Here is a 12,793-nt window from a genome sequence, read left to right on the forward strand (position 1 = left end):
GCCGGGCGACGACAGCCGAACATTTCGCGTCTCAGCGCCAGCACCGAGACCCTCGCGGCTGTGACGATCCCGAATGGGCCGACCCGCACGCCGGACATGAACTTTTTTTCTAGGCCGCCCGGCCCCTCCTCAGCTGAGCAGCACGATGCCGCCGGGAAGTGTTTTCGCTTTCACGCCAAAAGCTTGCTCGAGCTGCAGGAGGACCTCGTCGATCCGATCGATATGGAAGCGGCCGTTGATCAGGTGGGCATTGAGCTCGGCGTTGACGATGAAGATCCGGCCCGACCGGTACCGGTTCACCTCCTGCACGACCTTGGGCAGCGGCGTGTAGCGGAAGATCAGCAATCCCTCCTGCCAGGCCGCCTCGACGGCCGGATCGATCGCGACGATGTCGCTCAAGCGCCGCTCGTCATAGCCGACCTGCTGCCTTTCGCGAACGGTCCGGGCATTTCCCTGATGCTCGACGCGAACCTCGCCGCCGAGGCAAGTGACGCGCACCTCGGCTCCGAGGTAGCGCACGTCGAATGACGCTTGCGATGCAACCGTCTGACCACTGGACGCGATCACCGTCACCGGCCGTGACTGCTGCGGGGTCGTCGCGATCGATGCCTGTCCCGTGATCAACTCGATCCGGCTGGTGTCGCCATGATCCGGGCGCAGCGCGATGCTGGTTCGTGTGTCGAGGTTGATCGACACATTGTCGCTCAAGGCAACCTTGCGCTGCTCTCCCGTACCGGTCCGGTAGTCGGCAGCAAGCTCGGACCATGACGGCCAAAGCTCGAGCGGCGGCCGCAGCGTCACCGCACCGACGGCGGCAGCTGCGGTCGCAAGTCCCCCGCCGAGCATCAGCCTGCGGGTCATCACGCGCTTTGCCTCGCCGTCAAGCAACACACCCAGCGACGCGGGACCATAGCGGAGGTTATGGCCGGCCTGGCCAACCGTCTCCCAAAGCCTGCTTGCCTTCGCAAAAGCAGCGGCATGGGCAGCGCTCTGCTGCCGCCACAGCTGGAATGCGTCAGCGTCCTCGACCGTTGCGTCTCCGGACGTCAAGCGCCTCACCCAGGCATGTGCCTCCCGCTCCATCGCTCCGAGCCCTATCGTCGATTTGCCGCCTTCGCGCGTCATGCGGCCTCGCCTCGCTGCGCACGCAAACGGCAGCCTCCGCGGCCGAACCGTCCGCCTATCCACTTGACGTTCGCGATAGCCATCAACCGCACAACTATTTTCCCAGCTTCAGCGCGCAGTGTTCCTGCGCGAGGCGAAGTTCCTTCTCAACCAGGCGCAACGAGACCCCGAGCCGGCTGGCAATTTCCCGCTGCGGCATCCCCTGAAGCCGCGCCGCCAGCAGGATGACCCGGCGGCGCGGCGTCAGCTCCGCGATCGCCTTCTCCAGGGCCTCGATCTCGAAGCGAGCCTCCGTGATCTGACCGGGTCCCGGCGCATCGTCCACAATATGAAGCAGGTCCTGAACCTCATTGTGCGCCAGACGCCGTTTCTCGGCCCGCTGCCGGTCGATTGCTACGTTGAAGGCCATCCGGAACAGATAGGCCGCCGGGCTTTGCACCGACCCCGCCACCTCGGCCCGCCCGAGACGCACATAGGTGTCCTGCAACGCATCGCTCGCAAGCTCCGCCGAACCGAGACGACGGCTCAGCCGCAGCTTGAGATCATCGTAACGGGCAGCCAGGAAGCTGCGCAGCATGGTCCGGGTTGCGTCACTCATTGCGGCACGTTCAGTTCGTCCCACCGCTAGTACGGATTGCGTCGATCCCAGCGCAGTCCTGCATCCGTTCCGACGGACGCGGCGCAACGACCATCGTGAGGGGTTGCGAGATGCCGGGCGGCGGTACCTCATTCATTGTCAATCCGCGAAGCGTCGTCTCGATCGCGTTGTCGACGCGGTCGTCGCCGGTCTTGCTCAAAAGTCTGGTCTGTTGCACCGAGCCCGTCGGAGCGATCCAGAACTGCACGGCGATCCGGTAGCGGCCTGGCCGCAGCATAGCGTCCTTGCAGAACGCCTCCCGAACACGCTCCTGCACCACGGCATAGTAGCGGGCGCGAACGACCGGATCGCCTTTTCGCACATCGACGTCGGGCGTCGTGCGCTGCCCGGCGGCCGGGGCCAAGGGCACGATCACCACTGCATTCTCCGACGTCAGGCGGCCGACAAGACCGGTGCCATCAAGCAGGATCTGCAAGGCTTCGGACGGCGCGAAGACGCCCCTCACCTCGCCTGAGACCCGGCCGGTCGCAAGCCGCGCATCATAGAGCACCTCACGCCGCGACGTGGCGCCGTAACTTTCCAGTGCGGACGTCAGGGGTTGCGCGGGAATATCGAATGTGAGGCGCGGCGCAGGAGCAATCGGGCTCTCCTGCCCCATCGCGACATCGCTGCCCGCGCCCAGCATGCAGAGGCACATCAACACGCACAGCCGACGAGCGTCTGAGGGGCGCCCTGCCAAGCCCCTCGAAAGATATCCAATGCTCATCGTATCCGCGTCGATTGTGTCCCAGGCGGGCGACTGTGTCCAACCTGCAACGTTAGCGTCGAAGTGTGACAGCGGTGCGTAGGCCCTTGGAGGACGATCCGAGCCCGCTCGGGACGGCGGCACTATTTCTTCAGTTCCGCATAAAGCTGCATCACCCGTTGCGGCAACACCTCGATGCGGGGTACCCGGAGCGCATAGCGCTCGCCGAAGATGCGATCGAGCTGGGGAAATCTGTCCTCACCGATGCCGAAGGCAAAGATATCGGTGCCGCGCCGCCGCAGCTGCTGCGCGGCACGGCGCGCGTCCTCCACCAGATATTGCGGATCTGGCACATCGACGTCGGACGGCTCGCCGTCGGTCAGAACCAGCAGCACCTTGCGGAACGCACGCCGCCCGGCGAGGTAGCCCCCGGCGTGGCGCAACGCGGCACCGAGGCGGGTGGAATGGCTGCTGCCAAGGCCCGCGAGACGCGAACGCACGACGGCGTCCATCGGCTCCTCGAAGCCCTTGATGCGGAGATAGCGCACCCGCTCGCGGCCGTCGGAGCTGAAGCCGTGCACCGCGATCGCGTCATTGGCGGCCTCGACCGCCGTCGCCATGATCGCTGCCGCCTTGCGCTCGACGTCGAGAACCGTCCGGCCGCGACGATCGCGGTCGGCGGTCGATTGCGACAGGTCGAGCAGCAGCAGGACGGCAAGATCGCGCGGTCCCGGCGCATCGCGCTGGTAGACCCTGGGCTCGCTGATGCTGCCGGTGCGGCGCTCGATCGTCAGTGCGATCGCCGCGTCGATGTCGAGCGCGTCGCCGTCGCGCTGGCCCTTGTGTCTGATGCGGCGGCCGATCGAAGCGTCGCGGGTCAACCTCGTGACCCAACGGGTCGTCTCCGTGTCCGTCGGCGGATCGAACGGTTGCGCGGAAACCGCGGCATCAGCCTCCAGGATCGTGGTCCAGTCCGCCCGCTCGGTGCGCGCGGCATAATCCCACTCCGGATAGGTCGCGACCGGAAATCCGTCCAGCAACGTCACCGCTGCGGCCTTCACGCGCAGCGTCTCGTCGGGCTTTGCGTTGTCGTCGGTGGACTGCCCATCGACGTCGTCACGGCGCTCCATTCGGACGGAATCGACCGCAAGTTCGATCGTCTCGGTCGGGCTGTCCGGCTGATCGCCAAAATCCCACAGTGCCAGATTGTCGTCGCGATAGGCCGGTTCGACGACGTAGCTCTTGGCATTGAATTGCAGCCGCATCTGCCCGATGTCGTTGCCGAGCAGCCCGCCGATCTCGCGGCTGATGGCCGGATCGATCCAGCGACCGGCGGCTTCGGCAAACAGCCTCCGCCCCTTGGTCACCCACGCGTCCGGGTCCTGATAGTCCGGATCGATCAGCGCCCGTGCCAACCGGACCATCAGTCCGGCGGCAGTTGCCTGGCCTGTTGGCGTCACGCTGTGAAATGGCAACCACAGCCGGCGCAGCCCGGGCATCTCGCGGAGCGCCAGCGTCTCGACCCTGGCATCCTCGATCAGCGAGACCAGCGCAATCTGCAGCGCCTTCAGCCGGCCCACCGGAAAGCGGACGGTGGAATGCACGAGATGCGCTCCGGCATGTGCGACCGCGGCAAGATAGATGCTGTCCGCCCCCTCGCCCGCGAATCCGGGGAAAGTCTCCGGAAGCCCGATCAGGCCGGCGGTGAGCGAGGCGCGCCGCGGCACCGGCGTCGGTGCAACGGCAAGCTTGCGGAAGCGCGGCTTCTTGTTCCACAGCGCAAGCGTGGTGGCGGAGAGGCGCTTCTCCAGCCTTGCAAAATCATCGCCGGTCCGGCCGACCGCGAACAACCGCGCAGACAGCGGATCGTCGAGCGCGAAATAGGCGCGCCTTCGCGCGGCGCGGCCGCCGCTTGCGCGCAGGCCAGCCGAAACCCAGGCTGAGAAGTCACCGGTCCCGGCATGCGCGAGCAGCGGCTCCAGCCGGCCGATCGCAAGGCCAACCGATTCCGGGCCTGCATCCGCGAGTTGGCCAAGCGCAGCGAGTACGGCGGTGAGTTCTCCAGCATCCGTAAGCCGCGGCAGCACCTTGGACAATTCGGTCAGCAATCCATGAGCGGCGCGGCTTCCGGCGCTGCGTCCGATGTCGCCTGTGGCGCGTCCGATCGCGATCAGATCATCGGTCGATCGCTGCGCCGGCCATTGCTCCGATAGCTTCAGAAAGCCGAGTAGCACGGCTTGGCCGAGATTGGCCTCGAACAGGTCGTGCACCGTCTCGTCCCAGGCCGCCAGACGATCGAACGAACCCATCCGGTGCAAGGCGGCCCTTGCCGTCTGCACCGCCACAGCGATCTCATCGTGGCCGCGCAACAGTGCCGCAAGCCGACGTCCGGATCGGAAGCCATCGAGCGAACTGATTTGCGCGACCGCCACCTCGCAGATTCCATTCACGCAGAGGCCGCGATCACGTCACGCAACGTGTTCCTGGTGTCCACATCGTCGGTCAACGGAACGACGATCGTGGTCTCGCAGGCCTTTTCGAGACTGATGCCGCATCCGATCAAGCGGCCCGCATTGACCAGCATCCGGGTCGAGGCGCCTTCGTCGAGACCCTGGCCCTTCAAATTGCGGCTGTGCTGGGCGATCTTCACCAGGAGATCGGCGAGGTTGGGTTCGATGCCGGCCTCGCGCGACACCACTTCGGTTTCCGCCGACCGGTCCGGGTAGCCGAAATCCAGCGCCGCGAAGCGCTGCTTGGTGGACTCCTTGAGGTCCTTGATCGCGCTCTGGTAGCCCGGATTGTAGGAGATCACGAGCTGGAAGTCGGAATGGGCGTGGATCAGCTCGCCGCGCTTTTCCAGCGGCAGCACGCGCCGGTCGTCGGTCAACGGATGGATCACGACCGTGGTGTCCTGGCGCGCCTCGACGATCTCGTCGAGGTAGCAGATTGCGCCAAGACGCACTGCCGTCGTCAGCGGCCCGTCGCTCCACACCGTCCCCTCTGCGTCCAGCAGCCAGCGCCCGACCAGATCCGCTGCCGTCATGTCCTCGTGACAGGCGACCGTGATGAGCGGGCGGCCGAGCCGCCAGGCCATGTATTCGATGAAGCGGGTCTTGCCGCAGCCGGTGGGGCCTTTCAGCATCACCGGCATGCGGTTCGCATAGGCTGCACCGAACAGTTCGACCTCATCCTTGAGCGGCCGGTAGTACGGTTCCTGCCGGATGCGGTACTGGTCGAGCAGCAAAGCGGGATTGGACAAGCTCACGCCTCCCATGATCGCGCAGGCAGCCGTTCACAATCGAGAGGCGTCACGATGCGAGCAATTCCCTAAGCTTGCTATCGATGAAGGCGACATCGACCGGGTTGGTCCCCGGCCCGCCCGCGAAGTGGCCCCAGATCGACGGCACCGGCACGAACTTGGCGTTCGGCATGTTCGCAACCTCGTTCTCGCTGTCTTCTGGCGGGAAGTAGAGATCGGTCTGCCCCGGCATGACATAGGTCTTGGCCTTGATCGCCTTCAGCGCAGCCTTGAAGTCGCCGTTGTAGATCTCGTTGTCGCTGATGTCGCCGTGCTGCCAGGTCCACAGCATGGTCAGCAGGTTGTTGGGATCCTTCGGCAGGAAGAAGCCTTCCCAGAACGCCACCAGGAAATCCTCAAGCGACGAATAGCCCAGCGTCTTGATGTCGAGCTGCTCGCGATAGAAGGCCTGCGAAAAGCCCCAGCCGGCATAGACCCGCGCGGCGGCGCGCAAGCCGCGGGCCGGCTTGTCGGTGTACCAGCCCTCCTTCCATGCCGCATCCGCGGTGAGTGCCGCCTTCACGCCTTCGAGGAACACATAATTGTGGCGCGAGCACTTGGCCGAGCCGCAGAACGGCGCCAGCAGGTCAATCATGTCGGGATAGAGCGCGCCCCAATGGAACGTCTGCAACGCACCCATCGACCAGCCGACGACCAGACGGATGTGCTTGATGCCGAATTTCTCGGTCACCAGCCGGTGCTGGGCGCGTACATTGTCGTAGGCCGTCACCTGAGGGAAACGTGGCCCATTGTACGGCTCCGGCATGTTGCTCGGCGACGACGACAGGCCGTTGCCCAGCATGTTGGGAATGATGATGAAGTATTTTTCCGGATCGAGCGCCATGCCCGGCCCGATCAGCCATTCATTGTCGTAATGCTGGCCGGAGTACCAGGTCGGATAGACGATCACGTTGTCCTTAGCCGCGTTGAGCTGGCCAAATGTCTTGTAGGCGAGCTTGCAGTCGCGGAGCGTGGCACCGCGCTGCAAGGTCAAATTGCCGAGATCATAGATCTGATAGTCGACGCTCATTGATGTATCCTTCTTGCTTGATCGAGCTTGTCGCTTACGCCGGACGCGCCACCTTCTCGGTGGAAGACTCCGCCCGCGCGATCGCTCCGTACACGATGCCGGCGACCAGCGCGGCAGAGATCGCAGTGGACAGCCCCGGCATGAGATTTTCAACCGCAAAGGCGCACAGCGACCCGATGCCCCAGGCGATGAACGGCTTCGCGCGCCAGTCCACATCCGCACGCGCCTCGGTTCGCAGCAAATACTGATCGACCAGGATGATCGCGCCGATCGGCGGCACGAGGATGCCGAGCAGCGACAGCCACTGGATGAAGAACGCCCAGACGTTGCCCGCGGCAACGACGATGCCGATGGCGCCGAGGATCACGGCCATCAACCGCATGTTGGTGCCGAGGATGCGCGACCAGCCGGTGGCCGCATTGTAAAGACAGTGCGAGCAGACCGAACCGAGGTTGGTGTAGAGAAAGATGAACGCGAGAATGCTGAGCCAGGTGAGCTGCTTGCCGTTCATGAAGCCGAACATGTTGTCGACGCCGAATGGATTGGCGTTCGGCACCGCAAGCGCAGCCGTCATCACACCGCCGACCAGCATCGCCACCAGGTTGGCGAACGGGAACGCGCTGAACGTGGCGAACAGCGACGCCCGCGGGCTCGGCGCCCAGCGGTTGAAGTCCGCGGTCACCGTGCCGGCGTCGATGAACAGCGCGAGCACCACGGTGAGGCCGACGCCCATCGACATGCTGGCGACGCCATTGTTGCCGGCATAACCGAAGATCGCCGCTGCCGTCGTGGTCGACGCGGCATCGGCCGCGACCCAGAGGCCGAGCACGACAAACAGCGGCACCGACGCCAGCCCGATATAATGCAATCCCTTCACGCCGACGAAGGTGATCCCGATATAGAGCACGCCCGCGACGATGGTCATCGCCACATAATTGAGGCCGTATGTCGAGGAGATCAATGCGCCGGTGATACCGGTCTGCACCGCGTACCAGCCGAGCAGCAGGGTCGACAGCAGGCCCGAGGCCAGCACATAACCCTTCTTTCCGAACACGATGCTCGCAATCAGCGCGAAGTTCATGCCGCGCCTGGTGCCGATCAGGCCGAGCGCGCCGACATAGGCGAACATGATCAGATTGCCGACGATCATGGCCACCAGCGCATTCTTGAAGCCCATGCCGAGCACCAGCAACGATCCGGTCATCGCGCCGGTAATGATCATCGGAAAGCCCAGCCACACCATGGTGACCGAGAAGGCGCTGCGCCGGGCAGTCATCGGCACCGGCTCGTGCTCGAATTCGTGACCGAGAAGGTCGTCGATCTGTCCTTCGGTCTGATGGACCAGTCCGCTATTCGCTTGGCTGCTCATGGTAACCCCCGTTTCCCCTTGCAACAGTTTCAGAACCGCGCCGGCGCGAATGATCGCGCCGGCACAGCCCGACTTCTCCAATCAACGATGTGCGACTTTCTGGTTCGGAATGCCCTCGATCGGACATTCGTCGGTCCCGACGGTCGGACGGGTCATGGCTTCAACCATCTCCCGGGTACCTTCGGGATCTGTGATCCAGTTCTTGTAGAAGGTGTACGGGCAGACCGCGTGCCCGCGGTCACCGTCGCCGGAGTTGATCAGGCCGGTGTAGCCGCGATGCATCAGCTTGAAGAGATGGTTCTGCGACTGCATGTTGCGGCGGGCGTCGCGGATCAGCGACACCGAGAGCTGGGCGTACTGGATGCCGTTCTCCTCGGTGCCGCACTCCCCGAGCGTACGGCCGTCGAAGCCGATGAGCGCGGAATGGCCGAAGTAGGAATAGACGCCGTCGAAGCCCGATGCGTTGGCGACCGCGACGTAGCAGTTGTTGGCCCAGGCCATCGATTTCGAGATCTGGATCTGCTGCTCCTTGGCCGGATACATGTAGCCCTGACAGCGGACGATCAGCTCGGCGCCGCGCATCGCGCAGTCACGCCAGATCTCCGGGTAGTTGCCGTCGTCGCAGATGATCAGGCTGATCTTGAGGCCCTTCGGTCCCTCCGAGACGTAGGTGCAGTCGCCGGGATACCAGCCCTCGATCGGCACCCACGGCATGATCTTGCGATACTTCTGGACGATCTCGCCCTTGTCGTTCATCAGGATCAGCGTGTTGTACGGCGCCTTGTTGGGGTGCTCCTCGTGGCGCTCGCCGGTCAGCGAGAACACGCCCCAGACCTTGGCCTTGCGGCAGGCGTCGGCGAAGATGCGGGTCTCCTCGCCCGGCACCGACGAAGCCGTCTCGTACATCTCCTTGGAGTCGTACATGATGCCGTGCGTCGAGTATTCCGGGAAGATCACGAGATCCATGCCCGGCAGGCCGAGCTTCATGCCTTCGACCATCTTGGCGATGTTGCGCGCGTTATCCAGCACCTCGGCCTTGGTGTGCAGGCGCGGCATCTTGTAATTGACCACGGCGACGCCGACCGTGTCCTTGCTGCTCGATATATCTCCATGCAACATGTCTCGACTCCCTTTCCTGAACGATAGTTCCCGCTACACGGCCATGTGCAGCTGGATGAGATCATCGGTGAGCTCACCGATCGCGCCCTTGGCGACGACGCGTCCCTTTTCGAGCAACGCGAAGCGGTGAGACGCGCGCCGCGCGAACGCGACATTCTGTTCCACCAGCACGACCGTGATGCCGCGCTCGCGGTTGAGGCGCGTGATCACGTCCTCGATCTGCTCGACGATGTTCGGCTGGATGCCCTCGGTCGGCTCGTCCAGCAGGATGACCTTCGGCTTGGCAAGCAGCGCGCGCGCGATCGCAAGCTGCTGCTGCTGGCCGCCTGAAAGATTGCCGCCGTAGCGATTGAGAAAATCCTTGAGCACCGGAAACAGCTCGAGCACCCATTCCTCAATGCCGTTGGCCGATTTCGCCGCAAAGGTCCCGAGCGTCAAATTCTCGCGTACGGTGAACTTCGGCAGGATGCCGCGGCCCTGCGGCACATAGGCGATGCCCGCCTTGGCACGCTGATAGGTCCGCAGCGGCGAGATGTCGGCGCCGTCGAGCGACAGGCGTCCGGTGCACCGGTCCATCAGGCCAAGGATGCTGCGCATCAGCGTGGTCTTGCCGACGCCGTTGCGGCCGAGCACCGAGAGGAATTCGCCGTTGCCGACCATCAGGTTGATGCCCTGCAGGGCGCGGCTGTTGCCATAGAACGCGTCGACGTCGGTCAGCTCAAGCATGGCTGATGCCTCCCGATCCGAGATAGGCGCGGCGCACTTCCGGATGCGCCTCGACCTCTGCGGCGGTGCCCTCGGCCAGCATCTGACCCATATGCATCACCGAGATGATGTCGCCGATCGCCTTGACGAAGCCCATGTCGTGCTCGACCACGATCAGCGTGTGCCTGCCCTTCAGCCGCGCGAACAGCTCAGCGGTCTTGCGGGTTTCCTGCGCCGTCATGCCGGCGGTGGGTTCATCCATCAGGATCAGCTCGGCATCCTGGGCGACCAGCATGCCGATCTCCAGCCACTGGGTCTGGCCGTGCGACAGATAGGCGGCCGGCCGGTCGAGCTGCTCCGTGAGCCCGACCAGCTCGGCAAGACGTTCGATGTCTTCGCGTCCGGCATTGCCAATATTCCAGCGCAGATTGCCGAGCACGGAGGTGCGGCGTGCCCGCGCCACGTCGAGATTCTCGCTGACCGAGAGCTCGCGGAACACACTGGGCACCTGGAACTTGCGGCCGACACCGGCGCGGGCGATCTCGTATTCCTCGAGATCCTGCAGCGGGGTGCCGTCAAAGCTGACGGTGCCGGCGCTCGGCTTGACCTTGCCGCAGATGATGTCCAGCGCCGTGGTCTTGCCGGCGCCGTTCGGCCCGATCAGGCAGCGCAACTCACCCTTGCGCACGCTCATGTTGAGCGAATTGAGCGCCTTGAAACCATTGAAGCTGACCGAGACGTCGCGGAGATCGAGATGGGAGCTCATGTGCTGCCCTCCGTCTGGCTGACACCCCGTGCAACCGCGCCGCTGGCGGCCTGTCTGCGCTGGATAACCCAGCGCCAAGTGGCCTGCGCGAGGCCGGCAAGCCCCTTCGGCAGGAACAGCACCACGAGCACGAACAGCGCGCCCATCACCAGCGTCCAGGTTTCCAGGAACGCCGCGGATTCCGACAGCGCGCCCTGCATGCCCGCGACCAGCACGGCGCCGAGGAAAGCGCCGACCAGACTTTGCCTGCCGCCGACGGCGCACCACACCACCACCGAAAGCGAGAGTTGCACGCCGAGGAAGGTCGGCGAGGCAAACTCCATCACCACCGTGTAGAGCATGCCGGCGAGGCCCGCGATCGCGGCCGACAGCGCGAACACGAAGATCTGGTAGAGCGCGACGTCATAACCGAAGTAGCGCACCCTGCTCTCGTGATCGCGGATCGCCTGCACGATCAGGCCCGCCTTGGACTTCGTGAAGGCAAAGGCGACCAGCAGGCTGAGCAGCACGCAGCCGGCGACGAGGTAGTAGGTCGCACGACCATAGGCATCGAACGCGACGCCGAAGATCTCGAGCTGGGCCAGATCGGTGATGCCGTTGAAACCGCCGGTGTAGCTCTGCTGGTCGATGATCACGAGATTGATCACCACCATGGTGGCGAGCGTGATGATCGAGACGTAGACGCCGGTGACACGGCCGCGGAACATGAACCAGCCGAGCGCCGCGGCAACCAGCGCCGGCACGATCAAGCCCGCAGCAATCGCGAAGCTGAGCGAGCGGAACGGCTCCCAGAACCACGGCAAATGCTGGACGTTGTTCCAGACCATGAAGTCCGGCAGTCCACTCGCCCCGGTATGCACCGGCACGGTCTTGAGCTTCAGGGCCATCGCCATGGCGTAGGAGCCAAGCCCGAAGCTCATCGCCTGGCCGAGATTCAGGATGCCGCCGAAGCCCCAGGACAACCCGAGTGACACCGTGAGGATGCCGAGCACCAGATAGCGCGCGACCTTGTTGAGCAGGAAGTCATTGTTGAGCAGCACCGGGAGCGAGAACACCACGGCGCAGACGATGAGCAGAGGTGCGAGCTGCGCGATCAGGCGCTGCAATCCGCTCGATGTAGTTGCATTCGACGGCATAGATGAGCGATCTGTCTCAGGCCCGCACGCGTGCGGTGAAAAGCCCCTCGGGGCGGAAACGGATGAGCACGACGATGGCGAGCAGCACGATCGCCTTGGCCACCGTGTCGTTCTGCAGGAAGGCGATCCCGCCGGAGAGCTCGCCGAGGATGAAGGCGCTCGCCACGGTGCCGGCGAGGCTCTGCACACCGCCGAGCACGACCACCATGAAGGCGTCGACCACGTAGCCGGTGCCCATATCGGGCGACACGCTCTTGAGAGGCGACACCAGCGCGCCGGCTAGGCCCGCAAGGCCCGCGCCATAGGCGAAGGTCAGCGCATAGACGCGCTTGGCGTTGATGCCGAACGAGGCAGCGACCGAACGGTCCTGGATGATGGCACGCAGCTTCATCCCGACCGTGGTGCGGTTCATCAGCAACCAGGTCGCGCCGAACAACGCGATCGACACCCCGAACAGGAACACCCGGTACGACGATATCGGGATGCCGAGCACATCCATGCTGTCGGACAGCGCCGGCGGCAGCTGCACATAGCGTAGCTCGCTGCCGACCATCAGCCGCACCGCCTGCTGCAGCATGATGCCGACGCCCCAGGTAGCGAGGATCGTGTCGAGCGGCCGGTTGTTGAGCAGGCTCAGCACGTAGCGTTCGATAACCCAGCCGAACGCGGCAACCACCAGGAAGATCGGAACCAGGCTCGCCAGCAGGCCGAGCCCGAGATAGGTGTGGAACACCCAGGCGGCATAGGCGCCGAGCATCACGAACTCGCCATGGGCGAGATTGATGATGCCCATCGAGCCGTAGATGATCGACAGGCCCAGTGCGACCAGCAGCAGGATCGATCCAATGCTGAGTCCGGTGACGATTTGTTCGATGAATTGGTCCACGTTGGGATCCGCTTTC

Annotated in this window: 12 protein-coding genes; all 12 read right to left on the reverse strand. The window is 64.5% G+C overall.

The window, feature by feature from the left end:
* Window positions 1–129 precede the first annotated feature (129 nt).
* The 12 genes from XH92_RS29030 to urtB all read right to left on the reverse strand — a co-directional run bounded on the left by XH92_RS29030 (window position 130) and on the right by urtB (window position 12,777).
* On the reverse strand, window positions 130–1,125 hold the full coding sequence (locus tag XH92_RS29030) for a FecR domain-containing protein (RefSeq protein WP_194455177.1): 996 nt from the start codon (window positions 1,123–1,125) through the stop codon (window positions 130–132).
* A gap of 94 nt (window positions 1,126–1,219) precedes the next feature.
* Window positions 1,220–1,723, reverse strand: a complete 504-nt coding sequence (locus XH92_RS29035; protein WP_194455178.1) for an RNA polymerase sigma factor — start codon at window positions 1,721–1,723, stop codon at window positions 1,220–1,222.
* Between the two features lie 10 nt (window positions 1,724–1,733).
* Window positions 1,734–2,408, reverse strand: coding sequence for a TonB C-terminal domain-containing protein (locus XH92_RS29040; RefSeq protein WP_194455179.1), 675 nt, complete (start codon window positions 2,406–2,408; stop codon window positions 1,734–1,736).
* Window positions 2,409–2,611: 203 nt separating this feature from the next.
* Window positions 2,612–4,900, reverse strand: a complete 2,289-nt coding sequence (locus XH92_RS29045) for a nitric oxide reductase activation protein NorD (protein WP_194455180.1) — start codon at window positions 4,898–4,900, stop codon at window positions 2,612–2,614.
* Window positions 4,901–4,914: 14 nt separating this feature from the next.
* Window positions 4,915–5,727 (reverse strand): CbbQ/NirQ/NorQ/GpvN family protein, encoded by an 813-nt coding sequence (locus XH92_RS29050; RefSeq protein WP_305825371.1) that lies wholly within the window; start codon window positions 5,725–5,727, stop codon window positions 4,915–4,917.
* Window positions 5,728–5,776: 49 nt separating this feature from the next.
* The gene (locus XH92_RS29055; protein WP_194455182.1) at window positions 5,777–6,796 is read right to left on the reverse strand and encodes an alpha/beta fold hydrolase; all 1,020 of its coding nucleotides are present in this window, start codon (window positions 6,794–6,796) and stop codon (window positions 5,777–5,779) included.
* A gap of 34 nt (window positions 6,797–6,830) precedes the next feature.
* Complete coding sequence (locus XH92_RS29060; protein WP_194455183.1) at window positions 6,831–8,165, reverse strand: cytosine permease; 1,335 nt, start codon at window positions 8,163–8,165, stop codon at window positions 6,831–6,833.
* Between the two features lie 81 nt (window positions 8,166–8,246).
* A complete protein-coding gene (locus XH92_RS29065; RefSeq protein ID WP_016845713.1) occupies window positions 8,247–9,284 on the reverse strand; it encodes an aliphatic amidase in 1,038 nt (345 codons plus the stop codon).
* 33 nt (window positions 9,285–9,317) lie between these two features.
* Window positions 9,318–10,010 carry an urea ABC transporter ATP-binding subunit UrtE gene (gene urtE / locus XH92_RS29070; RefSeq protein WP_194455184.1) on the reverse strand — a complete coding sequence of 231 codons (693 nt, stop codon included), beginning with the start codon at window positions 10,008–10,010 and terminating at the stop codon, window positions 9,318–9,320.
* Window positions 10,003–10,755: an urea ABC transporter ATP-binding protein UrtD gene (gene urtD / locus XH92_RS29075; protein ID WP_194455185.1), complete on the reverse strand. Its 753-nt coding sequence runs from the start codon at window positions 10,753–10,755 to the stop codon at window positions 10,003–10,005. The genes urtE and urtD overlap by 8 nt, the downstream gene beginning before the upstream one ends.
* Window positions 10,752–11,891: an urea ABC transporter permease subunit UrtC gene (gene urtC, locus XH92_RS29080; protein WP_194455186.1), complete on the reverse strand. Its 1,140-nt coding sequence runs from the start codon at window positions 11,889–11,891 to the stop codon at window positions 10,752–10,754. The genes urtD and urtC overlap by 4 nt, the downstream gene beginning before the upstream one ends.
* A gap of 16 nt (window positions 11,892–11,907) precedes the next feature.
* A complete protein-coding gene (gene urtB / locus XH92_RS29085) occupies window positions 11,908–12,777 on the reverse strand; it encodes an urea ABC transporter permease subunit UrtB (RefSeq protein ID WP_194455187.1) in 870 nt (289 codons plus the stop codon).
* Between the last annotated feature and the right edge of the window lie 16 nt (window positions 12,778–12,793).

The organism is Bradyrhizobium sp. CCBAU 53421, from assembly GCF_015291625.1.
Classification (GTDB): Bacteria; Pseudomonadota; Alphaproteobacteria; order Rhizobiales; family Xanthobacteraceae; genus Bradyrhizobium.